This is a genomic window from Streptomyces sp. NPDC054047 (assembly GCF_055585065.1).
In genome coordinates, this window is sequence record NZ_JBVJKV010000003.1 from 705,575 (window position 1) to 730,236 (window position 24,662).

At 70.5% G+C, this 24,662-nt stretch carries 18 protein-coding genes; 14 read left to right on the forward strand and 4 right to left on the reverse strand.

The genetic code is table 11. From position 1 onward, the window contains the following. Positions 1–14 precede the first annotated feature (14 nt). From ACZ6ZP_RS14815 to ACZ6ZP_RS14840, 6 genes are all read left to right on the forward strand, one after another. Positions 15–1,343 (forward strand): ABC transporter substrate-binding protein, encoded by a 1,329-nt coding sequence (locus tag ACZ6ZP_RS14815; protein WP_361463858.1) that lies wholly within the window; start codon positions 15–17, stop codon positions 1,341–1,343. Then, on the forward strand, positions 1,340–2,311 hold the full coding sequence (locus ACZ6ZP_RS14820; protein WP_469406969.1) for a carbohydrate ABC transporter permease: 972 nt from the start codon (positions 1,340–1,342) through the stop codon (positions 2,309–2,311). Before ACZ6ZP_RS14815 ends, ACZ6ZP_RS14820 begins: the two co-directional genes overlap by 4 nt. Further along, the gene (locus tag ACZ6ZP_RS14825) at positions 2,308–3,174 is read left to right on the forward strand and encodes a carbohydrate ABC transporter permease (RefSeq protein WP_351156543.1); all 867 of its coding nucleotides are present in this window, start codon (positions 2,308–2,310) and stop codon (positions 3,172–3,174) included. The genes ACZ6ZP_RS14820 and ACZ6ZP_RS14825 overlap by 4 nt, the downstream gene beginning before the upstream one ends. Positions 3,175–3,185: 11 nt before the next feature. After that, entirely contained in the window at positions 3,186–4,532 is a 1,347-nt protein-coding gene (locus ACZ6ZP_RS14830; RefSeq protein WP_469406970.1) for an alpha-L-fucosidase, read from the forward strand. A gap of 66 nt (positions 4,533–4,598) precedes the next feature. Further along, the gene (locus ACZ6ZP_RS14835) at positions 4,599–6,035 is read left to right on the forward strand and encodes a chondroitinase-B domain-containing protein (protein WP_468613015.1); all 1,437 of its coding nucleotides are present in this window, start codon (positions 4,599–4,601) and stop codon (positions 6,033–6,035) included. Positions 6,036–6,180: 145 nt separating this feature from the next. Further along, positions 6,181–7,362, forward strand: a complete 1,182-nt coding sequence (locus ACZ6ZP_RS14840) for a S1 family peptidase (protein ID WP_361463851.1) — start codon at positions 6,181–6,183, stop codon at positions 7,360–7,362. Positions 7,363–7,508: 146 nt separating this feature from the next. On the opposite strand, the gene ACZ6ZP_RS14845 is transcribed toward ACZ6ZP_RS14840, so the two are convergent. Then, complete coding sequence (locus ACZ6ZP_RS14845) at positions 7,509–8,690, reverse strand: agmatine deiminase family protein (protein ID WP_469406972.1); 1,182 nt, start codon at positions 8,688–8,690, stop codon at positions 7,509–7,511. Between the two features lie 237 nt (positions 8,691–8,927). Here ACZ6ZP_RS14845 and ACZ6ZP_RS14850 point away from each other — a divergent pair, with 237 nt between their 5' ends. Next, entirely contained in the window at positions 8,928–9,509 is a 582-nt protein-coding gene (locus ACZ6ZP_RS14850; protein ID WP_366464223.1) for a TetR/AcrR family transcriptional regulator, read from the forward strand. A 72-nt stretch (positions 9,510–9,581) separates the two neighbouring features. Here ACZ6ZP_RS14850 and ACZ6ZP_RS14855 read toward each other — a convergent pair whose 3' ends face one another. Then, positions 9,582–10,139 carry a DinB family protein gene (locus ACZ6ZP_RS14855; protein ID WP_351156530.1) on the reverse strand — a complete coding sequence of 186 codons (558 nt, stop codon included), beginning with the start codon at positions 10,137–10,139 and terminating at the stop codon, positions 9,582–9,584. Positions 10,140–10,417: 278 nt separating this feature from the next. On the opposite strand from ACZ6ZP_RS14855, the gene ACZ6ZP_RS14860 reads away from it, so the two are divergent. From ACZ6ZP_RS14860 to ACZ6ZP_RS14885, 6 genes are all read left to right on the forward strand, one after another. Next, positions 10,418–11,350 carry an NAD(P)-dependent oxidoreductase gene (locus tag ACZ6ZP_RS14860; RefSeq protein WP_383817058.1) on the forward strand — a complete coding sequence of 311 codons (933 nt, stop codon included), beginning with the start codon at positions 10,418–10,420 and terminating at the stop codon, positions 11,348–11,350. 200 nt (positions 11,351–11,550) lie between these two features. Continuing rightward, positions 11,551–12,822, forward strand: coding sequence for an alginate lyase family protein (locus ACZ6ZP_RS14865; RefSeq protein WP_366464225.1), 1,272 nt, complete (start codon positions 11,551–11,553; stop codon positions 12,820–12,822). 156 nt (positions 12,823–12,978) lie between these two features. After that, positions 12,979–14,166: a serine hydrolase domain-containing protein gene (locus ACZ6ZP_RS14870; RefSeq protein WP_366464226.1), complete on the forward strand. Its 1,188-nt coding sequence runs from the start codon at positions 12,979–12,981 to the stop codon at positions 14,164–14,166. Between the two features lie 244 nt (positions 14,167–14,410). After that, positions 14,411–15,919: a hypothetical protein gene (locus ACZ6ZP_RS14875; protein WP_469406976.1), complete on the forward strand. Its 1,509-nt coding sequence runs from the start codon at positions 14,411–14,413 to the stop codon at positions 15,917–15,919. A 158-nt stretch (positions 15,920–16,077) separates the two neighbouring features. After that, positions 16,078–17,493 carry an NAD-dependent succinate-semialdehyde dehydrogenase gene (locus ACZ6ZP_RS14880; protein WP_469406978.1) on the forward strand — a complete coding sequence of 472 codons (1,416 nt, stop codon included), beginning with the start codon at positions 16,078–16,080 and terminating at the stop codon, positions 17,491–17,493. 145 nt (positions 17,494–17,638) lie between these two features. Further along, positions 17,639–18,466: an aldo/keto reductase gene (locus ACZ6ZP_RS14885; protein ID WP_351156520.1), complete on the forward strand. Its 828-nt coding sequence runs from the start codon at positions 17,639–17,641 to the stop codon at positions 18,464–18,466. A 75-nt stretch (positions 18,467–18,541) separates the two neighbouring features. Here the strand turns inward: ACZ6ZP_RS14885 and ACZ6ZP_RS14890 are convergent, their stop codons facing one another. Beyond that, positions 18,542–19,696 carry a serine hydrolase domain-containing protein gene (locus tag ACZ6ZP_RS14890; protein ID WP_469406980.1) on the reverse strand — a complete coding sequence of 385 codons (1,155 nt, stop codon included), beginning with the start codon at positions 19,694–19,696 and terminating at the stop codon, positions 18,542–18,544. A 214-nt stretch (positions 19,697–19,910) separates the two neighbouring features. After that, positions 19,911–22,310, reverse strand: a complete 2,400-nt coding sequence (locus tag ACZ6ZP_RS14895; protein ID WP_469406982.1) for a SpoIIE family protein phosphatase — start codon at positions 22,308–22,310, stop codon at positions 19,911–19,913. Between the two features lie 254 nt (positions 22,311–22,564). Between ACZ6ZP_RS14895 and ACZ6ZP_RS14900 the strand changes: the two genes are divergently transcribed. Beyond that, positions 22,565–24,193 (forward strand): class I adenylate-forming enzyme family protein, encoded by a 1,629-nt coding sequence (locus ACZ6ZP_RS14900; protein ID WP_351156514.1) that lies wholly within the window; start codon positions 22,565–22,567, stop codon positions 24,191–24,193. Positions 24,194–24,662 lie beyond the last annotated feature (469 nt).

Sequence of the window (24,662 nt, forward strand, 5' to 3'; positions counted from 1 at the left end):
ACACGGGAGTTGTGATGCAGAGATCACGGTGGATCGGTGCGGGTTTCCTCGCATCGGCACTGATCCTCACCAGCTGTACATCAGGTCCCGCGGGAGCGGACGTCGAGCAGGACTCCAAGGCGAAGCTCGAGCTGTGGACCCGGACGACACCGGGCGGGCCGGGGGAGAAGGGCACGCTCGCCCTGGCCGCCGCCTTCGAGAAGTCCACCGGCCTCAAGGTCGAAGTGACGGCCATCTTCGACGACTTCGAGACCAAGCTCCAGCAGCGGGCCGCGCAGAAGGACCTCCCCGACATCGTCATGAACGACGTGACGCAGCTCGGCGCCCTGCACGGACAGGGCCTGCTCCGTGAGATCGACCTGGACAAGATCAAGAACAGCGGGCAGGTGACCGCCCAGGGTCTGGACTCCGGGAAGAGCCTGGACGGCAAGCAGTTCAGCCTGCCGTACTCGGCGCAGGCCACCGGGCTGCTCATCCGCAAGGACTGGCGCAAGAAGCTGAAGCTCGAAGTCCCCGAGAACTGGGACGACTTCGCGAAGATGGCGCAGGCCTTCACCACCGAGGACCCGGACGGCGACGGCAAGAAGAACACCTTCGGACTCGCCGCCCCGCTCTCCACCAAGCGCGGTTACGCCTCCTGGTACTTCTCCAACTTCCTCTGGGCCGCGGGCGGAGACTTCATCACCGGGGCCGGGGACGGCAAGTACAAGCCGGCCATGACCACGAAGCAGTCGGTCGAGGCCGTGCGGTGGTTCCGCGACCTTGGCTGCAAGGACAAGGCCATCCAGCCCGGCGCGGTCACCATGGACACCCCGCCCACGAACGAGACGTTCGAGGCGGGCCGCACCGGCATGTTCGCCGTCGGCCCCTATCTGCTGCCCCGTTTCGACGAGGTGCTCGGCAAGGACAAGTACGAGGTCGTGCCGATGCCCAAGGGCCCGAAGGACGCGACCGTGCTCGCCGAGGGCGGCTCCCTCTATCTGATGGCGGGCTCCGCGAACCGGGCCGGCCAGGATGCCTTCGCCGACTTCGCCGTCTCCGCCGACGGCCAGCGAACCGGGATGCGGGGAGACACCGGCTTCACCGTCCAACTGCCCGTCAACAAGACGGTCGACATCTCCAAGGTCCGCCCGGACCCCCGCTGGCAGACCTACGACGACATCTACCGCTCCTCGGGGAGGTACGCCCCCTCCATCCCGAACTGGACCGCGGTGCGCCAGACCACTGCCGAGACCATCAACGCCCTGATGGCCGACTGCGACCTGAACACCGACAAGGAGCTGCGCGACCTCGACAAGCAGCTCGCCGGCCTCCTCGAGGAACAGGGAATCTCCGCGCCATGAGCCTCGACCAGGTCAAACGCGCCCCGCTCCGCGCACGGGGGAGCACCGGCGCGGCGGGAGGTCCGGACGGCGGGGCCGCCGCGGACCGACGCGGACGCAGCCGCCGGGCGGGCCGGTGGTGGACGCCCTGGCTGTTCCTCGCCCCGGCGCTGCTGCTCTTCCTGTACTTCAAGTTCATCCCCATGGCCAACGCGCTGACCATGTCCTTCCAGGAGGTTCAGCCCTACCTCGGAAACCGGTGGGTCGGCACCGAGAACTACGCCACCGTGCTCGGCTCCGACGGCTTCCGCGAGGCCGCCTGGCACACCGTCGTCCTCGCCGCCGGACAGACGGCGGGCTCGATGCTCCTGGGTCTCGCGCTCGCGCTGATGATGGAAGGGCAGGGCCGCCGCCTGGGGATCGTGCGCTCCGCGGCGTTCCTGCCGGTCGTGGTGCCGATCGCCGTCGTCGCCGAACTGTGGCGGATCATGTACCACCCGACCGACGAGGGCATGCTCAACTCGGTGCTCGGCCTGGTGGGGTTCGGCCCTTCGGGATTCATCAACGACCCCGACTCCTCGCTCGTGTCCATCATGCTCACCGGCATCTGGCGGGGCGCCCCCTACGACATGATGATCTTCCTCGCCGGGCTCGCGAGCGTGGACCGCGGTCTGTACGAGGCCGCCAAGGTCGACGGCGCCTCCAGGCTCCAGCGCGTGTGGCACGTGACGGTGCCCGGACTGCGCTCGGTGTTCTCGATCCTGTTCATCCTCGCCGCCATCCGCGGCCTGCGCGTGTTCACCGAGGTCTTCCTGCTGACCAATGGCGGCCCCGACGGCTCCACCGAGGTCGTCATGACCCTCATCTACAAGCTCGGCCTCGAACAGAACCGGCTCGGCGTCGGAGCGGCGGGAGCCGTCCTGCTGTTCATCACGACGCTGATCCTGACGGTCGTCGTCCACCTCGTGCGCCGCAGGGAGAGCAAATGAACGCGCCCACCGAGACCGCCCTGGGCCTGACCGAGAGCAGGAGCACGGGCGGGCGGATCCTGCGGGCCACCACGTACCTCGTGGTCCTGATCCTCTTCGCGGGGCCGCTCCTCGCCCTGCTGGTCGGCGCCTTCAGCAGGGTCAAGGACCCCACGCAGCTGAGCGTCATCCCCACGGGCGCCACCCTGGACAACTTCAGGATCGCCTTCGACCAGGGCGTGCTCGGGTACCTCCTCAATTCGTTCTTCGTGGTCGGCTTCGGCCTGCTGCTCCAGGTGGCCGTCTCCGTCCTGGCCGGCTACGCGCTGGCCCGGAAGGTCTTCCCCGGAATGACGCTGGCCCTCGTGGCGATCCTGGCCACGCTGATGCTCCCCGAGGAGATCCTGGCGCTCCCGCTCTCCCTGATCCTCGCCGATCTGCCGGTCGTCCACTTCAACCTCATCGGCACCCTCGCGGGAATGATCGTCCCGCTGGGCGCCTGGGGATTCTCCATCCTGGTGATGACCGAGTTCATGAAGGACGTGCCCAAGGAACTCGAAGAGGCCGCCCGCATCGACGGCGCCGGTGACCTGCGCATCTTCGCCCAGATCATCCTGCCGATGTGCAAGCCCGCGCTCGGGGTCATCGGAGTCTTCGGCTTCACGATGATCTGGGACCAGTACCTGCTGCCCCTCCTCGTCGCCACCGACTCCTCCTCCTACACCCTGCCGTTGGCGCTGCGCACCCTGCGCATCGACCCCCACGTCACCCCCGGAGTGGTCCTCGCGTCCGCGCTCCTCGCCCTGCTCCCCTCCGTGATCGTCTTCCTCTTCTTCCAACGCTCCTTCGTGCACGGCCTTTCCTCCGGCGCCCTGAAGGGCTGACCGCGCCCGCCGTGCCGCACCACCCCGTACCGACGACAAGGAGCGACACCTCCGTGACCCCGGAAACCACCTGGTTCACCACCGCCCGGTTCGGCATGTTCGTCCACTGGGGGCTGTACTCCCTGGCCGCCCGGCACGAATGGGTCAAGAACCGGGAGAAGCAGTCCGACGAGCAGTACCAGGTCTACTTCGACCACTTCGACCCCGACCGCTACGACCCGGGCCAGTGGGCGAGGACGGCCAAGGCGGCCGGCATGCGGTACGTCGTGCTCACCACCAAGCACCACGACGGCTTCTGCCTGTGGGACAGCGCCCTCACCGACTACAAGGTCACCAACACCCCGTACGGCCGCGACCTCGTCGCGCCGTTCGTCGAGGCGTGCCGCGCCGAGGGGCTCAAGGTCGGCTTCTACTACTCGCTGATCGACTGGCACCACCCGTCCTTCCCCGTGGACGGCACCCACCCGCAGCGCGACGACGAGGAGTTCAAGGCCGCCACCGCCGACCGCGACATCCGCGAGTACCGGCGCTATCTGCACGGCCAGGTACGCGAGTTGCTGACGGACTTCGGACAGGTCGACTACCTCTTCTTCGACTTCTCGTACGCGGGCCGCCACTGGTGGGGCGGCAAGGGCGCCGACGACTGGGACGCGCCGAAGCTCCTCGAACTGATCCGGGAGCTCCAGCCGCACGTCCTCGTCAACGACAGGACGGGCCTGCCCGGCGACTTCGTCACCCCCGAGCAGTACCAGCCCGCAGGACCGATGACCAAGGACGGGCGGCCCGTTGTCTGGGAGGCGTGCCAGACGCTCAACGGCAGCTGGGGCTACGACCGCGACAACCTCGACCACAAGAGCGCCGACCTGCTGATCCGCATGCTCGTCGACGGCGTGTCCAAGGGCGGCAACCTGCTGCTCAACGTCGGCCCCACCGGCCGCGGCGACCTCGACCCGCGTGCCGTCGCCGTACTCGGCGATCTCGGCCGGTGGACGGACCTGCACGAGCGGTCGGTCCGCGGCTGCGGCCCCTCCCCGTACACCGCCCCCGCCGACTGCCGCTACACGCAGCGCGGCGACCGGCTCTACGTCCACCTGTTCTCCTGGCCGCTGCGCCACCTGCACCTGCCGGGCCTCGCGGGCCGGGTGCGCTACGCCCAACTGCTCAACGACGCGTCCGAGATCACCCGGATCGAGATCGCCCCCGGCGAGCCCGCGCTCAACACCGAGATGGGCGGGCAGCCCGCGGGGACCCTCACCCTCCAACTCCCCGTCCAGCGGCCGGACACCCCCGTGCCCGTCATCGAGCTGTTCCTGGACACCTACCAGGACACGCGCCTGGACACCCCCGCCGTCGGCTGAAACCGCGGCCGCATCCGCCCTCACCGTCAGACCTGCCACACCCGCCAACACCCCCATGGAGGCACCATGCAACGCCGCACCTTCCTCACCGGCACGGCCTTAGGAGCAGCCCTGGCCGCCGTGCCGCTCGCCACCCTGCGCACCGCGGACGCAGCCGAGACCGGCGCGTCCGCAACGGTCGGTTCCCTGAACGACCTGCAGAAGGCGATCAACAGCGCGGCGCCCGGTGCCCGGATCGTCCTGGCCGACGGCACCTACACCGTCCCGTCCGGCGGCTCCATCAACGTCTCGGGGAAGAACGGCACGCAGGACGCCCCCATCACCATCGCCTCCGCGTCCCGTGGCGGCGCGGTGCTCCGCGGCGAGCGCGGCTTCGTCTTCAGCGACTCCAGCAACATCACGGTCACCGGCTTCGCGTTCCGCCAGAGCACCACCCTGGAGATACCGGCCAGCTGCTCGCGCATCCGGCTGACCCGCAACGACTTCCAACTCGCCGACATCGAGGGCCTGCACTGGGTGATGGTGCGCGCCGACGACAGCAAGGTCGACCGCAACCACTTCCACGGCAAGACCACCCTCGGCGTCTTCCTCTGCGTCGAGGGCGCGGGCAGCACCGCCATGGCCCAGCGCGTGCACATCCTCCGGAACTACTTCTCCGACCACAGCTTCTCCGGAGCCAACGGAGGGGAGCCGATCCGCCTCGGCGTCAGCCCCCGGGCACTGTCCGGCGCCCGCGCCGTCGTGGAGTACAACCTCTTCGAGCGCTGCGACGGAGACCCCGAGGCCATTTCGGTGAAGTCCTCCGACAACACCGTGCGGTACAACACGATCCGCGACAGCCTCGGCGGCATCGTCCTGCGCCACGGCAACCGCACCCGGGTCGAGAGCAACTACCTGCTCGGCGGCAAGGAAGGCGTGCGCCTGTACGGAAACGACCATCTGGTGGTCAACAACTTCATGGCGGGCCTGTCCGGGCGGGCACTGGTGGTCGGCAGCGGCAGCACCCGCGACCACCACTCCGGCGAGACGGCCGACGAGCGGCGGGGCAACGACGCGTGCGACCGCGCGGTGATCGTGCACAACACCCTGGTCGGCAACGCCGACACGCTCTCGGGCGAGACCCGGGACTACGAACCCCAGAAGGTGGTCATCGCCGACAACCTGCTGGTGGGCGACTCCGGCAGCCTGGTCGCCATGGGCAAGACCACCGGCTTCACCTGGCGAAGCAACATCCTGTGGGGCGCGGCGGCCAACGGCAACATCCCCGCGGGCGGCTACACGCGGGTCGACCCGCTCCTGCGGAAGGAGTCCGACGGGGTGTCCCGGCTGTCGGCGGGCAGCCCCGCGATCGGCAAGGCGACGCTGGGCAGCCCGGCCGTGGCCGACGACATCGACGGCCACCCGCGCGGCACCGCACGGGACATCGGCGCCGACGAGTACGCCACGACGGCACCGCTCCGCCGTCCCCTCACGGCAGCGGACGTGGGCCCGAACGCGTCCTGACGGGGCGGGCGCGGTCGGAGCACAGGCGGCCGCGCCCGCCGGGCTCGTGGAACACGAGGGCGCAACGTGCTGACCATCCGTCAGCAGGCCTCCGCAGTCGCATGGATGAACACAACTGTCGCCCCACGCGTATCTAGAGCCGAACATGTCCCCGGCTTCGGTCGGTGGTCGATACGGCATCCGCACAGGAGGCGACGAGTTGAGGCACAAGCGAATACCCAAGCGAAAGGCCGTTCTGGCCGGGGCCGCGGTGATGGGCATGGTCGCCACGGGCGTCCTGCTGCAGCAGGCCAACGCTTCGCAGTCCGGGACGGAGAACGCCTCGCAGTCCCCTGCCGAGAAGCTCAGCGCGGCATCGGCGACGCAGGTGGTCGAAGGGCTGGCCTCACAGCTCGGTGATGCCTACGGCGGTGCGTACTACGACGAGGACAAGCAGCAGCTCGTCGTCAACGTCGTGGGCAACGACAACGACGTGAACGTCGAGGTGAGGAGAGCTGGAGCGGTGGCGCGCAGCGTCGACAACAGCACCGGTGAACTGGGCACCGCGACAAAGACGTTGGCCGAGCGGGCGACCATGGCCGGTACCGCGTGGGCCACGGACCCCAAGACCAACCAGATCGTGGTCACGGCGGACCGCACGGTCACCGGTGAACGCTGGGACAAGCTTGAGGCGACCGTCGAGTCGCTCGGCGCGGGCATGGCCCGCATCCAGAAGTCCACGGGAGAGTTCAAGCCCTTCGCCGCGGGCGGAGACGCCATCTTCGGCGGCGGCGCACGCTGCTCGCTCGGCTTCAACGTGACGACCGAGGACGGCAGCCCCGGCTTCCTCACCGCCGGGCACTGCGGGGTGGCCGCCGAGAGCTGGTCGGACGCCCAGGACGGCGCGGCCATCGGCACGGTCCAGGCCGCGACGTTCCCGGGGGAGGGCGACTTCGCGCTGGTCACCTACGACGACCCGGCCACCGAGGCGCCCAGCGCGGTCAACACGGGCGACGGCCAGACCGTGGAGATCGCGCAGGTCGCCGAGGCGGCCGTCGGCCTCGAGGTGTCCCGCATGGGCAGCACCACCGGCCTCCAGGACGGCACGGTCACCGGCCTCAACGCCACGGTCAACTACCCGGAGGGCACCGTCACCGGCCTCATCCAGACCGACGTCTGTGCCGAACCGGGGGACAGCGGAGGATCGCTGTTCACCGCCGACGGGAGCGCGATCGGCCTCACCTCGGGCGGCAGCGGTGACTGCACCGCGGGAGGCGAGACGTTCTTCCAGCCCGTGACCACCGCACTGGCAGCGGTCGGCGCCGAGATCGGCGCCGGCGGCAACTGAACGGTCGCGTAGCAGAAGCCCCCCAGAGTCCCCTGGGGCTGACCGGCCGGCGGCGGCCGACCGGCCAACCCCAGGGGGCACCGCTCACCGCTCCACCGATCGAGAAGACGGCCCCCGGGGCGGCACGGCCGACGGGGCGGCCGGGCTCAGTCGACCGGCTTGCCGGGCTGGTCGTGCGTGGAGCAGTGGATGCCGCCGCCACCGGAGGCGATGGTGTCGATCCGGACCGGCACGATGTCGCGCTTGGGGAAGTGTTCGCGCAGGATGCTCCTGGCGCGGTCGTCGGCCTTGCGGTCGCCGAACCTGGGCATGAACACGGAGTCGTTGGCGACGTAGAAATTGGCGTACGTCGACACGAAGTCGTCGCCCTCGCCGGTGATCCTGTCCAGGTCGGGCTGCGGCAGATCGATGATCTCGAAGGACAAGCCCCTGGCGTCCGTCGCCTCGCTGAGCACGGCCCTGGCCTGGTCGGCCGCGCGCGACCAGGAGTCGGCGGGCGTCCCGGGGAAGGCCTGGTCCAGGAGCACCACACCCGGCGCGGTGAAGCGCACCAGACTGTCCACGTGCGCGTCGGTGATGTCCTCGCCGCGCACGCCGGCCAGCCAGATCACCTTCTCCACGCCCAGGGTCCGCTTGAGTTCGGCCTCGATCCGGGCCCGGCTCTTCCCGCGGTTGCGGTTGTCGTTGACGATCGAGCTCTCGGTGATGAGGAGCGTCCCCTCGCCGTCGGTCTCGACGGAGCCGCCCTCGGAGACGAAAGGGGCCTTCCTGCGGGGGATGTCGTACTCCGCCAGGAGGGTGCGGCCCACCCGGCCGTCGTGCGTGTGCTCCTGCTTGTCGCCCCACCCGTTGAAGTTCAGGTCGACGCCGACGACCTCGCCGTCCTGCTCGACGAACACCGGCACGGTGTCGCGGGCCCACAGGTCGTCGACGGCCAGCGGGACGACCTCGACGTCGCGCCCGCAGGCCTTCTGCGCGGCGGCCTGCTGGTCGGGCCTCGCCATCATCACGACGTACTCGTACTCCGCGATGGCGCGGGCGACGCGGGCGATGTCCTCGCGCACGTACCGGAGGTCCCCCTCCCACACCGACTCCAGGGCCGGCCACGACATGAAGGTGCGCGCGTGGCTCTCCCACTCGGCACCCATGCGCAGATCCTTGGCCGCCGTGTCCTCGTCACCGTCGGCGATCGCGGCGCCCGCGGGCTCGTCACCGGTCCCGCACGCCGACGCGGATGCTCCGAGGACCGCGGTGCCGATGCCGGCGAGGGCGCGGAGGGCCGAGCGGCGGGAGGGACGCGAGGAGCGGCGGGGGAGGAGGGGGGACACGGTGAACTCCGATCATCGTGATGGGGATCAAGCTATCCATCGGCAGGGCGGGGCGCGCGACGAGCGCGCCGCACCGCGGTCCTGCCGAAGCCGCTCGACACCTCGACTCTGACACGGACTGAAAATTCAGTCAAAGAGGGGAGTGTTTCTGGTGCGGATACGGCACCCGGCGGTACGGCGCTCCGTCCGGTCGCCCGAGATCACCGGGCCGCGAACGGCCCGATAGGGTTCGGATCCATGGCGTCTCGCACTACTCAGATCCTCGAAGCGGCCGCACGGCTCATCGCCCGTCGCGGTGTCCGCGGCCTGCGTGTCGAAGAGCTCGCCGCCGAGGCGGGCGTATCGACCGGGTTGATCTACTACCACTTCAAGGACCGCACCGGGATCCTGCGCCACACGCTCGAGTTCATCAACGACCGCGCCGAGCGCTACACCACCGGGCGCGCACCGGACGCAGCACCGCTCGCTCCGCGTGCGGAACTGGAGGAGACCCTCCTCCTGGAGCTTCAGGACACCCCGGTGGTCAGGGAGAACAGCTCCGCCTGGGGCGAGCTGCGGGCGAGCGCCGTCTTCGACGAGGTGCTGCGGGAGGATCTCGCCAGGGCGACCCTGGTGTGGGTGCAGGAGGTGGCGGCCCTCCTCGGGCAGGTCACGCCGACGACCCCGGCGCCCGCCCTCGCGGCGGCGGGCGAGCGGCTGACCGCCCTGCTGGAAGGGCTCAGCATGCGATGGCTCAGCGGCGGGCTGCAGATCGACCACGCGCGTGACCTGATGCGCGGCGCCGTCGACGCCGAGCTGGCGCTGCTGCGGGAGAAGTAGCGCCGGCGTCCGCGGAGGCCCCCATCCATAAACTGAAAAGTAAGTCAGGCGGGCGGCCTCCGCGGGCACGGCTCAGGCCATGCTCTGGGCGCCGTCCATGGACTCACGGATGATGTCCGCGTGGCCGGAGTGCTGTGCGGTCTCGGTGACGATGTGCATCAGCACCTGGCGGGCCGACCATCGCGCACCGGGCTCGGACCACGGGGACTTCGGAAGCGGCCACGTGACGTTCAAGTCGGGCAAGGTGGCGACGAGTTCGTCGGTCCGACGGGCCACTTCCTCGTAGAAGGCCAGTACGCCCGCCAGCGTCTCGCCCGGCAGCAGTCGGAACTCGTCGCTCCTGTTGGCCCAGTCGGCCTCGGTCATGGCGGTGAAGTCGCCCATCGCCGAAGGGCCGTTGAGGATGAAGTCCACCCAGCTCTGCTCGACCTCGGCGACGTGCTTGATCAGGCCGCCGAGGCACAGCTCGCTGGCGGTGGTGCGCAGGGCTGCCTGCTCGTCGGTGAGGTCGCGGGTGGTGAAGCGCAGGAAGTGCCGGTGCTTGGCCAGCGTGTCCAGCCATTCGGCGCGCTCACCGGTGACGGCGATGTCCTGTGAGGGGCTTTGGGGGGTGCGTTCGTCTGTAGTCATGGCCTCCGCCTTCCGTGTTCCTGTCCCACCGGTCGAGGACCACGCTATGGGTCATATAGGCCAGATGCCGTCCTAGATGGAGGGGAGGGGGTCGATCGCAGGGAAGGTCAACTGCCGCCCGTCGCCCACCGGGTGAGGGCGGCGTAACGTCGGATGCTGCCGCCGGACGGCGGCATCGCCGGCCCTCCGTGAGGATGCTCGCGAGCCCCTGCCGGGCATCTGCCGCATCTCCCGTATCTTCTGCATCTCTTGTGATCCCTATGCGAAAGGCGCCTCCCATGACGACGCAGAACGCGAGCAGCCGACCCGAGCAGTGCCCGCCCGCTGCCGACCTCACCGTCGCTGTCCTGGGCACGGGAATCATGGGTGCCGCGATGGCCCGCAACATCGCCCGGTCCGGACACACCGTCCGCGCCTGGAACCGCTCCCGCGACAAGGCAGAACCCCTCGCCGCCGACGGCGTGCGGGTCTGCGACACCCCCGCCGAGGCCGTCACGGGCGCCGATGCCGTGCTGACCATGCTGTACGACGGCCCGGCCGCCCTCGACGTCATGCGGCAGGCCGCCGAGGCGCTGCGGCCGGGCGCGGCCTGGGTGCAGTCGACCACCGCCGGGATCGAGGCGATCGGCGGCCTGGCCGAGTTCGCCCGTGAGCACCGGCTGGTCTTCTTCGACGCCCCGGTGCTGGGCACCCGGGAGCCCGCCGAGGCCGGGCAGTTGGTCGTGCTCGCCGCCGGGCCCGGCGAGCACCGCCCCGCCGTGACCCCCGTCCTGGACGCGGTCGGCGCCCGCACCGTGTGGACCGGCGAGGACGGGGCGGCCGGCAGCGCCACCCGGCTCAAGCTCGTGGCCAACAGCTGGGTCATCGCCACCACCAACGCGGCCGGCGAGGTCCTCGCCCTGGCGCAGGCCCTCGGCGTGGACCCGCAGAGCTTCTTCGACACCATCGCGGGCGGCGGCCTCGACATGCCGTACCTGCGCGCCAAGGCCGGACTCGTCCTGAACGACCAGTTGTCCCCTGCGCAGTTCGCCGTGAACACGGCGGTCAAGGATGCCCGCCTCATCGTCGAAGCAGGGCGGCGGCACGGCGTCCGCCTGGACGTCGCCGCCGCGAGCGCGGACCGCCTGGCGCGCGCCGCCGAGGCCGGACACGGTGACGAGGACATGGCCGCTGCCTACTTCGCCAGCTTCGACGACCCGCCCACGTCCTGAGCGTCCTGAAGCGTCCTCAAGTCCCGACTCGGTGAAGCCGCGGAGGAGGAAGACCCGGAAGCCGCGCCCCTTCTTGTCGCACCCGTTGCCTGGGTGACCCCATGGGTTCTACGCTCACCCGGTCCGTATGGCGAACGTTGTTCACATCCGTGACTCGCTCATGACTCATCCATGATTCGTCCGCGACTGGAGTGTGTGTGATGCGCGCAAGATCCCGAGTGCGGTTCGGCGCCTTGCTCACCGCGGCGGCAGCCCTCGCCTCCGTCCTGATGCCGGCCACGAACGCCGCCGCACGCGAAGCCGCCCCGCGAACCGCCGTGCTCGACGGCAAGCGGCTTCAGCTGACCAAGCTCCGCCTGGACCGCGGCGACCCCCAACTGAAGCGTTCCATACGGGACTTGACGGCCCGTGCCGACGCCTGGATCGACAAGGGGCCCTGGACGGTCGTCGACAAGCCGAAGCCCGCGCCCGGCGGCGACGTGCACGACTATCTGAGCCAGGCCCCCTACTGGTGGCCCACCCAGGCCCCCACCGCCGACAACCCATGGGGCTGCCCCTACGAACAGCGCGACGGGCAGCGCAACCCCGAGGTCGACACCGGGACCGACCGGCAGGACGTGGAGAAGGTCTTCGACTCGACGTACGACCTCACGCTCGCCTGGTACTACACGGGCAAGAAGCGGTACGCCGAGAAGGCCGCCTCCGTGCTGCGCACCTGGTTCCTCGATCCGGCCACCCGGATGAACCCGAACCTGGACCACGCGCAGTTCATCCCCTGCAAGTACGACGGCCGGGCCATCGGCATCATCGACTTCTCGCAGTCGTACACGAGCGTCGTGGACGCCATCGCGATCCTCGGCACGGGCGCACCCGGGTGGTCGAAGAGCGACCGCTCCGCCATGGCGAAGTGGAACAAGGACTTCCTCGGCTGGCTCGTCGACAGCGACTTCGGCAAGCAGGAGCGCGCCGCGCAGAACAACCACGGCACGTTCTACGACCTACAGGTCGCCGCCCTCGCCCACGCCACGGGCGACACGGCCCTCGCCCGGCGCACCGTACTCGACGCCCGTGCCCGCCGCATCGACCCCCAGATCGCGGGCGACGGCAGTCAGCCGCAGGAGCTTGCCCGGACGCGGAGCTGGCACTACTCGACCTTCGACCTGGTCGCCTACACCCGGCTCGCCGCCATCGGCAGGAACGTGGGCGTGGACCTCTGGGCGCACCAGGGCCCCGACGGGCAGAGCCTGTTCAAGGCCGTCGGCTATCTGCTGCCCGCCGCCACGGGGGCGGCGAAGTGGCCGCACCCCGAGCTGGAGTTCCACCGGTTCGCGGCGAGCGACGTCGTCCACGCGGCGGCCGACGCCGGGGACGAGGCCGCGCGCAAGGCGGTCCCCAAGCTCGAGACGCCGCCCGGCGGCGATCTGTGGGCGCTGCGCCCCGCGGCCGAGCAGCTGGACTCGATCGCGGGCTGAGCCCTGCCCCCCCCGGGCATCCCGTCGGCAGGGGTTACGGGGGTTAGCCCTACCTCTACCTGGGCGGTCAGCAGGATCGCCCCGGACGATCACCTACGGAAATGCTGGGTCCGGCGAATACCGCTGGTTTTCCGATCAATCCGTAGGAGTCGGCTCGTGCGTGAGCAGGTATGGCAGAGGTTCAGTTCTCCCAGGCAGCAGGGCGGTCGGCGCAGAGCCGTGCAGGCCGCGGCGGCGGTGGTCGTCGGCGTCATGGCGGTGGGTGCCCTGTCGCCCACCGCGGCGTACGCCACCGCGAAGCGGGACACCGCCAAGCCGGACACCGTCCAGCAGGGCCTGAACTCACTGGTGCACTCCGACGGCGTGCCGGCCGCGCTGGCCGGTGTCCGGGACGGCGAGGGCCGTACCCGTTCCTACACCGCGGGGGTCGGTGATCTCGCCACCGGTTCGAAGGTGCCCAGGGACGGCCGGGTGCGGATCGGCAGCAACACCAAGACGTTCACCGCGGTGGTCGTGCTGCAACTGGTCGGCGAAGGCAAGATCGGCCTCGACGACTCGGTCGACACCTATCTGCCGGGCCTCGTCCGCGGGAAGGGCATCGACGGAAGCCGCATCACCGTCCGCCATCTCCTTCAGCAGACCAGCGGACTGCCCAACTACAGCAACTACCTCGGGGAAGAAGTCCGCTACTTCGCACCCCGTGAGCTCCTCGACATCGCACTCCGGCACGAGGCCGGGTTCGACCCCGGGGAGAAGTGGCAGTACAGCAACACGAACTACGTGCTGGCCGGCCTGATCGTCGAGGAGGTCACGCGCCACTCCCTCGCCGAGGAAATGGACCGGCGCATCATCAAGCGCATCGGACTGCGCCACACCTACTTCCCCGCCCCCGGCGACGCGACCATCCGAGGACCGCACCCCCACGGCTACTACCGGGACTCGGCCGACGCGCCGCTGCAGGACATCACGGAGATCGACCCCTCCTGGGGGTGGGCCGCGGGCCAGTTGGTCTCCACCAACTCCGACCTCAACCGGTTCTTCTCCGCGCTCCTGTCCGGCGACCTCCTGTCGCGGACCCAGCTCGCCCAGATGCGCGGCTCCACCCGCCCCGCCGCGGAGACCTTCGGACCCGGGGCCCGCTACGGCCTGGGGATCGTGAGCAAGCCGCTTCCGTGCGGTGACGGCCTCTACTGGGGCCACGGCGGCAGCTTCCCGGGATACGAGACCCGGGGCGGAGCCACCGACGACGGCCGCGCCGCCAATGTCGCGGTGACCGAGCAGCTGAACGACGAGGCACGCAGGGAGCGTGTCGACAAGGTGGTGGTCGAGGCCCTGTGCCGCTGACCCAGGTTCTCCCGCGCTGCCTTTGACGGCTCATCAGCCACAACAGATGTGAGCGCGGGTGCACCGGTCCGGGTCGGCGGTCACTCCGTCGACCCGGACGCCGTGCAACTCGACCGTGACGCCGATCTTCGCGCTGCGCTTCCGGAGCGCGCGGGTTAATTTGTGCACGTTTGTACCGGCTTTCTGTCCTGCGCCCTGTAGGTCAGCAGAGGAGCCCTACAGCGTGTAGGGGGAACGGCGTGCGATGGCCAAGACCTTGAACGTTCCGCTCGTCGCCATGGACTACCGCGGCCCGACGCGGGCCGTGCGCACTCCGCGGCGCATCGGAGGTCACGGCTGGACGGCCGCTGTGGCGGTGGCGTTCCCGCTGGCACAACTGGTGCTCGTCCGGCCCGGAATGGGTCTCGGCTGGGACGAGGCGGTGTACGTCAGCCAGGTCAGCGGCCACGCTCCCGCGGCGTTCTTCAGCGCACCCCGCTCCCGTGGGATCTCCCTGCTGGCCGCGCCGATCGCCTCCTGGTCGTCGTCCACCTCACTCCTGCGGATCTACCTCGCCCTGCTGTCCGGACTCGGCCTGTTCCTGGCGCTGCGCGTCTGGCGCGGGCTGTTCCCCGTACGGGTGGTGGCCCTCGCCGGCGCGCTGTTCGCGACGCTCTGGGTGACCGTGTTCTACGGCCCGGAGGTCATGCCCAACTACTGGGTCGCCATCGGCGCCCTCGCGGGGGTCGGATGCTTCCTGCGCGCCCAGGTGGACCGCCGCGACCGGGCCGCACTGTGGGGCGTGGGCGCGAGCGCGGCGCTGATGGCGTGGATGCGGCCCACCGACGCCGTCTGGGTGATCCTTCCGCTGCTCGTTCTGGTGGTGTGCGCCCGCCGGTGGCGTCGCCCGCGGCTGCTGGCGGCGCTGGTCGTGGGTCTGGGGACGGGCGCGGTCGCGTGGGTCGTCGAGGCGTACGCCAGTTTCGGCGGTCTGGGCGCGCGCCTTGCCGATGCCTCCCGGATCCAGGGCGGCCTCGGCTGGAACATCGCCGTCCTCGACCAGTTGCGCAGCCTGCGCGGGCAGACCCTGTGCCGCCCGTGCACCGGCTCGGTTCCGGCGCCGGAGCTGATCGCGTGGTGGTTCGCCCTGCCGCTGCTCGCCGCCCTCGCGCTGGTCGTCGCGGTCAGGGCCCGCCGCACCGCGAGCACGCTGCTGCCGCTGGTCTGCGCCGCGACGGCGAGCGCCCCGTACCTGTTCATGATCGGATACGCCGCGCCCCGCTTCCTGCTGCCGTTCTACGCACTGCTCGCCATCCCGGTCGCCGACGCCCTCGTCCACCTGGTCACCGCCCCGCGCCCGTCGTGGCGGCCGGTGGCGCTGACGCTGGTCGCGCTCGGTCTCGCCGGGCATGTGGCCGTGCAGTACGCGGTGCTCGAGGACGCGGTGGGCCGCTCCACCGGCGCCCGCCAGGACTGGGCGCGCACGGCGGCCGAGCTCCACCGTCTCGGCGTACGGCCGCCGTGCGTGGTGACCGGGCAGGAGGCGCTGCCGATCGCCTTCTACGCCGGGTGCTCCTCGGCCCAGACGCAGGGGCACAACGCCAGCACCACCACGGCGAACCTTCTGCGGACCGCGGGGCGGACGCCGACGGCCGCCCTCGCCACGACGAAGGACGGGCCGCCCGGCTACGCGCGCGACTGGCCGTCCCACCGGTTCGGCGACCTGCGCATCCATGTGGGCCCCGCGACGAGGGCGGCGGGCAGTCAGGGGTGACCCTGCAGGGTTCTGCCGCCGGGCGTCCGATTCCCGCGGGGAACATGCGCACCCTTTTGGCACATATGAACGGTTTGCGCTTCGCGATGTCGGGTACCCCGGGAAGGGCGGAACGCGACGTTCCGCCCGATGCCCTCATTCGTCGTCCTGGAGAGTTCATGTCGGATCAGCGCAAGAGTTCGTTTGCGACCGTGAGCCCGTACACGGGGGAAACCCTCGAGGAGTTCCCGGTCATCGAGGGCGAAGAAGTCGACTCCGCGCTGGAAACCGCGGACCACGCGTTCCACGCATGGCGCAATCGGCCGATCGAGGAACGCGCCGCCGTCGTCGCACGAGCGGCCGGACTGATGAAGGAACGCAAGGAAGAGCTGGCCCAGATCATCACCCTGGAGATGGGCAAACTCATCTCCGAGGCGCGCGGAGAGGTGGATCTCGCCGCGTCGATCCTGGAGTACTACGCCCGGCACGGGCCGGACTTCGCCGCCGCCGAACCGCTCGACGTCGAGGAGGGGGAGGCGTACCTCGTCAACGAACCCCTCGGTGTCCTGCTCGGCGTCATGCCGTGGAACTTCCCGCTCTACCAAGTGGTCCGGTTCGCCGGCCCCAACCTGGTCCTCGGCAACACCGTGCTGGTCAAGCACGCCGGTATCTGTCCGCAGTCCGCACGCGCCCTGGAGAAGCTCTTCCGCGACGCGCAGGCCCCCGAGGGCGTCTACACGAACCTGTTCGTGAGCCACGAGGAGATCTCACGCGTCATCGACAGCCCGGTGGTGCGCGGCGCCTCCCTGACCGGCAGCGAGGGCGCGGGCGCCAAGGTCGCCGAACGGGCCGGGCGGAACATGAAGCCCAGCCTCCTGGAGCTCGGCGGCAGCGACGTCTTCATCGTCCTCGACGGCGAGGGCCTCGAGCGCACGATCGGCGCCGCGGTGGCCGGCCGGATGGCGAACACCGGCCAGAGCTGCGTCGCCTCGAAGCGGTTCATCGTGCTCGACGACGTCTACGACGACTTCGTCGACGGCATGCGCCGCAGGTTCGAGGCGCTGGAGCCGGGCGACCCCGCCGACGAGGCGACCACCCTGGGCCCGCTCTCCTCCGAGCAGGCGGCAGCCGACCTGGCCGACCAGATCCGCGAGACGGTGGACCAGGGCGCGGAACTGGTCACCGGCGGCCACCGCATCGACCGCCCGGGCGCCTTCGTCGAGCCGACGATCATCACCGGCGTCAAGCCGGGCATGCGCGCCTACGCCGAGGAGCTCTTCGGGCCGGCCGCGGTCATCTACCGCGTCGCCGACGAGGACGAGGCGATCGCCCTGGCCAACGACAGCCAGTACGGCCTCGGCGGCTCCGTGTTCTGCGCGGACGTGGAGCGGGGCCGCCGGGTGGCGGAGCGCGTGGAGACCGGCATGGTCTGGGTCAACCACCCCACCTCGACCCAGCCCGACCTGCCGTTCGGCGGCATCAAGCGCTCCGGCTACGGGCGCGAGCTCTCCCGGCTCGGCATGCGGGAGTTCGTGAACCGCAAGCTCGTCAGGATTCTGCCGCCCGACGCGCAACTGCGCGGAATCGCCGGCTGAACCGTCCGGCCGCGTCCCGCACCTCGACGGCGGGACAAAAGATGCCCATACGAGTGTTTTGCGGCCGAGTGAACGGACAGCAGTCCTGACACGCAGCCCTCTGCACGCGACACCAGCAGTACCCAGCAGTACAAGGAGAGCCATCGTGACCGCAGTACCCGCCATCACCCTCAACAACGCGGTGCAGATCCCGCAGCTCGGCTTCGGCACCTTCCAGATCGAGCCGGAGGAGACCCGCGAGACGACGCTGGCCGCGCTGGAGGCCGGCTACCGGCACATCGACACGGCTCAGATGTACGGCAACGAGAAGGAGGTCGGCCAGGCGGTCCGCGACTCCGGCATCGACCGCGCCGACATCTTCGTGACCAGCAAGCTCAACAACGGCGCCCATGCGCACGACGACGCCCTCAAGGCGTTCGACGGCACCATGGACGACCTGGGCCTCGACTACCTGGACCTCTTCCTCATCCACTGGCCGCTGCCCGGCAAGGGCGACTTCGTGGAGACCTGGAAGGCCCTGGAGGAGATCTACCGCTCCGGCCGCGCCAAGGCCATCGGAGTCTCCAACTTCCAGCCCCACCACCTGCGCCGGCTGCTGCAGGACAGCGACGTGGTGCCCGCGGTCAACCAGATCGAGGTGCACCCCTACCTCACCCAGGACGACGTCAGGGCCTTCGGCGCCGAGCACGAGATCGCCACCGAGGCCTGGTCGCCCATCGCGCAGGGCAAGGTGCTCGACGACCCCACCATCAGCCGCATCGCGCAGCGGGTGGGCAAGACGCCCGCACAGGTGACGCTGCGCTGGCACATCCAGCGCGGAGACATCGTCTTCCCCAAGTCGGTGACCCAGAAGCGCATCGAGGAGAACTTCGACCTCTTCGACTTCGAGCTCAGCGAGGGCGACATCGGTGAGATCTCCGCCCTGAACCGCGACGAGCGGACCGGACCCGACCCGGAGCGCTTCAACGGCTGAGGGAACCCCGTTAGAAGGCGTCTGGCGTGCGGGAGAGCACGTCAGGCGCCTTTCTCCCTGCTCATCTGCCCCTGCTCACTTCGGGCAGTACTCCGCCTCGATGACCGCCTGGCTGTCGCCCGCCCAGTCGCCGTTGAAGTTGAAGGCGAGCGCGTGCTTGCCGTCCGGCGTGGTCACGGCCTGGGACGCCGACCCCTGGATGTTGCCGCCGTGGCCCCAGACCGAAGCACCGCAGGACGGCTCGAACTTCATCAGGCCGAGCCCATAACCCTTGATCAGGCCGGCCCCGGCGACGGGGACGGTGGTCTTCATCTCCTTGAGCTGCTCCGCGGGCAGCAGCTTGCCTCCCAGCAGGGCCGAGTAGAAGCGGTTCAGGTCACCGGAGTCGGAGATCATCGCGCCCGCCGAGCCCGCGGCCGACGGATTGAGCTCGGTGACGTCGTGGGTCGGCCCGTTCGGCCGCGGCGCCAGGGAGAGCTTGGAGTACGCGCGCGAACTCGGCTCCGGCAGCGCGGAGTTCGTGCGGGGGACGGAGGTGGCGTACAGGCCGAGCGGGCTGACGATGCGCCGCTTGATCTCGTCCTCGTACGGGCGGCCCGAGACCTTCTCGATGATCATTCCGGCCAGTGTGTAGTTGGTGTTCGAGTAGCTCCAGCCCGCGCCCGGGGCGAAGAGCGGCTCGTGACGCAGGGCGATGTCGACCAACTGCCGGGGCGTGTAGGTGTCGTAGCGGTGCTCCAGGAACTTCTCGGTGAAGCCCTTCTCCAGGAACTCCGGGTCGGCGGTGTAGCCGAAGATCCCGCTGGTGTGGTTGAGCAGCTGCCGCACCGAAATCAGGCGGCCGTCGTTGCCGTTGCCCCGCACCACGCCGGGCAGCCACGTGTCGACCTTGTCGTCGAGGTCGAGTCTGCCCTCCGCCTCCAACTGGAGCAGCACGGTCGCCACGAACGTCTTGGTCATGCTGCCGATCCGGTAGCGGTCGACCGCCGAGCGCGGCGCACCCGTCCTGAGGTCGCCGACGCCCGACGTGCCCGCCCAGACCGAGTAGCCCTCCTTGGCCTGCCCGGCGACTCCGGGCACCCCGGCCTGCACTGCGGCGTCCATGGCCTCCTGGGTCCGGGGATGTCCCACGCCGTTGTCGGCGGCCGCGGGTGAGATGAACGGTGCGGCGGTCAAGGCCGCCGCTGCCACCAGTCCCACCGCGCCGATCCGTGCTGTCCGCACTGCCATTGCTTCCCCTCTCGGTCGTTGCGATCAGAGGCAATGGCCGTACCGCGGCGCGGTGTTCGCCCGTTCCTCAGACCGGTGATGCCCGGAAGCTAGGGCGGCCGGCCGGGGCGCCGCTTCGTGGCGGGCGACAACACGGCACGCGGCGCTCGTCGGGGGCGACGAAGGGGAGGCGCGCGCCCGGGTGCGGGCGGGCCGTCCCATCCGGCCTTGAGGATCATCCCGTCTTGGGGAAGGCCTGTTCGGTCCAGATGGTCTTGCCGGAGCGGGTGTAGCGCGTTCCCCACCGCTGGACCAGCTGCGCGACGATGAACAGGCCGCGCCCGCCTTCGTCGTCCTCGCCGCTGTGGCGCAGGTGCGGCGAGGTGTGGCCCCTGTCGGCGACCTCGCACAGGAGGGTGCGGTCACGGATCAGGCGTACCTGGATCGGTCCCTCCGCGTACCTGACCGCGTTGGTCACCAGTTCGCTGACGACGAGCTCGGTCGCGAACGACAGCTCTTCGAGGCCCCATTGGCGCAGCTGCCCGGTGGCCAGCTCCCGGGCGCGGCCCGCGGCGACCGGTTCCGCGGGCAGCTCCCACTCGGTGACCCGCGCCGTGTCGAGCTCGCGGGTACGGACCAGGAGCAGGGCGGTGTCGTCGGCCGTCGGGCCGCCGGGCAGGAGCTCCGACACGGCCCGGTCGCACAGGTCCTCGAGTGACGCGTCGCGGTCGCCGAGTACGCGTCCCAGGGTGTCGAGTCCGTGATCGATGTCGCGGTCGCGGGCCTCGACCAGGCCGTCGGTGAACAGAGCGAGCAGGCTGCCCACCGGCAGCTCGATCTCCATCGACTCGAACGGCAGGCCGCCCAGGCCCAGGGGCGGTCCGGCCGGCAGTTCCGGGAAGGACGGCCGCCCGTCCGGGGCGACGACCGCCGGCGGCAGGTGCCCGGCCCTGGCCATGACGCAGCGCCGCGAGACCGGGTCGTAGACCGCGTAGAGGCAGGTCGCCCCGGTGGTCACATCGGCGTAGACGCCGTCGGGCGTGCCCAGCTCGCTGCGCTGCTCCTCAGCCGACTGCGCCACCAGGTCGTCGAGCCGCGAAAGGAGCTCGACGGGGTCCATGTCCATCTGGGCGAACGCGCGCACGGTGGTCCGCAGCCGCCCCATGGTGGCGGCTGCCTGAAGGCCGTGGCCGACCACGTCCCCGACCACGAGTCCGACCCGGGTACCGGACAGCGGGATGACGTCGAACCAGTCGCCGCCGACCCCGGTCACGTCGTCCGTGGGCAGGTAGCGGTAGGCCACGTCGACCGCCGACTGCTCCGGCACATGTTGCGGCAGCAACTGGCGCTGAAGGGCCAGGGACGCTGTGCGCTCGCGGGTGAAGCGGCGGGCGTTGTCGATGGAGACGGCCGTCCGGGCGACCAGTTCGTCGGCCAGCGCCACTTCGCCGCTGTCGAAGGTGGCCGAACCGGTGCCGCGGACGAAGGTGACAAGGCCCAGCGTGTTGTTCCCGGCCCGCAGCGGCACGACCAGGGTCGTCTCGTCGAGCACGAGCCCGCCCGAGGAGAGGCTGCGATGCTGTGGCGAACCGGACGGGTACTCCACGGGCACGCGGTCCGCGGGGGAGCGGGGCCGTTGCCCCGGATTCTCCCGGCCGGCGTCCTGAGCCGAGCAGCAGCCCGCGACCCGGACCAGCGACATCGCCGCCGAGCCGCTGGTGGCCGGTACCTCGCCCTCCAGGACCGCCCTGGCGAGGTCGACCGTCACCGTGGCGGCGAACTCCGGCACCGCCACCTCGGTGATCTTCTCGGCGGTGACCAGCACATCGAGGGCGGTCCCGATCCCGCGGCCCGCCTCGACGAGCAGGGCGAGGCGCTGCTGGGCCTTGTAGCGGTCGGTGATGTCGAACGCGTCCTCGCACACGCCGAAGACGTGGCCGTCGGGGTCCTGGAGCCGGTAGTAGGCGCAGGACCAGAGGTGGTCCGTCGTCGGGTCGCTGGGCGGCCGGCCCTTGAAGTGCAGGTCAAGAAACGGCTCTCCGGTCTTCAGGACGTGATGCATGACCGCGTCGAGCGTGGGCGGATGCCCCTTGGACACGAACACACCGTCGGAGTACAGCTCATCGGCCCGAAGCCCGCGGAACTCCGCGAACGGTCGCCCGATCTCCCGTTCGTACGCCGTGTTGCACCAGGTCAGACGCAGGTCCGTGTCGTAGATGGCGAGGCCGACGGGAGACTGGGTGGTCAGTCCGTGCAGCAGCGCGAGCCGGGACTCCCACTGCCGCAGATCCTTCAGCTCCGTCGCGACGAGGACGCGCCCCGCCTCGCCGTCGCCCGGCAGGGGGCACACCGCGGTGGCCACGATCAGCTCGTGCCCGTCCCGGTGCCGGGCGACGCGGATCTCGTTCCCCTGTGACCGGGGGTGGAGAGGGGGCACAGCGGGAGTGGGGCCGGGCGAAAGGAACGTGGAAACGGGCCGGCCGACGATCTCCCGCGGCCGGTAACCGAGCAGCCGCTGTGCCGCGGGGCTCCATCCGATCACCGTGTCCTGGGCGTCGACGACCGCCGTGGCTGCCCTGGTGACGTCGAGGGGCCCACGGAAGTCGGCACTCTGCTCCGCGTTCGATGCCGTCATGGCGCCACACCAGCCCCGTTCATCCCCTACAGAATCCGCCGTCCCGGGGGCGGGCACAACCGCGGCACGCCCACCCACCGGAAGTCTCGTGTCGCCGCGGCGCGAGCGGAACGCACGCGCCCGGGGAAAGCCCAGGTCGTCGTCCGCGGGTGACCGGCGGCTCTCACGTGGCCGGGCATCATACTCCGCCGCCCGATGGCCGAAGTTGGCCCCTGTGAGGCCACGGCCCCTGACCGGCATGTTTGCATGTGTCCATGATCATTAACGCACAGCAAACAACGCAGCCGCACACGTACGTGGACCGCATCCTGGAACGCTGGGACACGGACGAGAACGTCGAGGCGCTCGTCCAGGGCGCGCAGCGGCTGACCCGCGGAGAGGCTCGGCGGCGTCTGTTCCAAATGGGGCACGCACTGCGCCGTCAGGGGCTCGCGCCGGGCGACGGAGTAGGACTTTTCCTGGCCAACCGTGTGGACTCCGTCCTGGTGCAGCTCGCGGTCCATCTCATCGGCTGCCGCGTCGTGTTCCTGCCGCCTGAACCGGGCCCCGGCGAGCTCGCCGCACTGGTCGAGCAGTCCCGGGCACGCGCCGTGGTCACCGACCCGCTCTTCGCCCAGCGGGCCGCCGACGCGGCCGCCCGCAGCGTCCACGCCCCCGAGCTGCTCAGCCTGGGGCCCTGCGAGCAGGAGTGCGCGGACCTGCTGGCCCTGGCCGCCGATTGCCCGGCGGTGCGACCCGACGGCGTACCCGCCCCGGGGCCGGACGAGGCCGTCACCGTCCTCTACACGGGCGGCACCCTGGGCCGCCCCAAGCTCGCCGCCCACAGCCACCGGCTCTACAACGTGCTGGTGGACCAGGCGGAGGACGCCCCGCGCGACTCCCGCCACCCGGGCTTCTTCCCGGTCATGGACCCGGGCACGGACCGGGTGCTCGTCGCCACGCTGCTCACCCACGGCAGCGGCCACCTCACCTCGCTCCAGGCGCTGGTGACCGGGTCCGCCCTCGTCGTGCTGCCCGAGTTCGAAGCGGGGGCGGCCCTCGCGGCACTGCGCGAGGAGCGGATCACCGCCACCATGTTCGTACCGCCCATGCTGTACGCGCTGCTCGACCACCCGGAGTGCGTGCCGGGCGCCTTCCCCGCGCTGCGGCGGATCGTCGTCGGCGGCGCGGCCTCCTCGCCCAGCCGCCTGCAGCAGACGGTCGAGGTCTTCGGGCCGGTGCTCAGCCAGGGCTACGGACAGTCGGAGGCGCTCGGCATCGCCGCGTTCGGTGCCGACGACCTCGCCTCGGAGGGCGCCCGGCGGCCCGAGCTCTGGCGCAGCTGCGGTCGCGCGATATCCGACACCGAGATCGAGATCCGGGGTGAGAACGGCACGGCGGCGCTGCCCGTCCGGCAGGTCGGCGAGGTGTGTGTCCGGGGCGAGACGGTGATGCTCGGCTACTACGAGGACCCGGAGCGCACCGCGGAGGCGCTGGAGGACGGCTGGCTGCGGACCGGGGACATGGGCTATCTGGACGCCGACGGATACCTGTATCTCGTCGACCGGGCCAAGGACATCATCGTCACCGGCAGCACCAGCGACAACGTCTACTCCCGCGTCCTGGAGGACTTCCTGCTCACGCTGCCCGGCGTGCGCAACGCGGCGGCGCTCGGCGTGCCGGACGAGGAGTACGGGGAGGCCGTGCAGATCTTCCTGGCCACGGCCGAAGGCACCGACGTCGACCCGGACGCGGTCGGCGCGGCGGTGACCGCCGAGCTGGGCGAGCTGTACACGCCCCGGAAGACGGTGCTGCTCGATCAGTTGCCGACGACGAAGGTCGGCAAGGTGGACAAGAAGGCGCTGCGCGCCGCCTGGACGGGCCCGGCTCTCGTCACGCGCTAGACGGGCATCAGAGGGCAGCGGTGTCGGATCGGACGGACGGCGAAGGCTGCCTGGAAGTACCGGGACGTGTGAGGTGAAGCACAGCGACCGCGCGTGAGCCCGAAACGGGCAGAAGGCGGGCGCGCGGGCACGGTGAAACGGGCACGGCCGCCCGCTGTGCGCTCCACGGCCGGACACGCAGTGTGGTGCGTTAATTACTCCGGAGTCAGTTTTCGCGGAAGCGAACTGCGCGGATCGATGCCAGGTGGCGGAGTCGGCAGGCATTCGCGGCGGCATACGGAAGGGCGCGTTCACCACACCCGGTGACGCGCCCTTTGTGTGCGTGGAGAAGGGCTGTTCCGCCTCCGCCTGCCACATAAAGAGAGCCTGGTGCGGGCTACACGCACTCCGATACTGTTGGGTCAGCGCGAGGCCACAGGTATCGCGTTTGTTCCGACCATGCACCCCCGTCCGCAGGCCGATCAGGTCC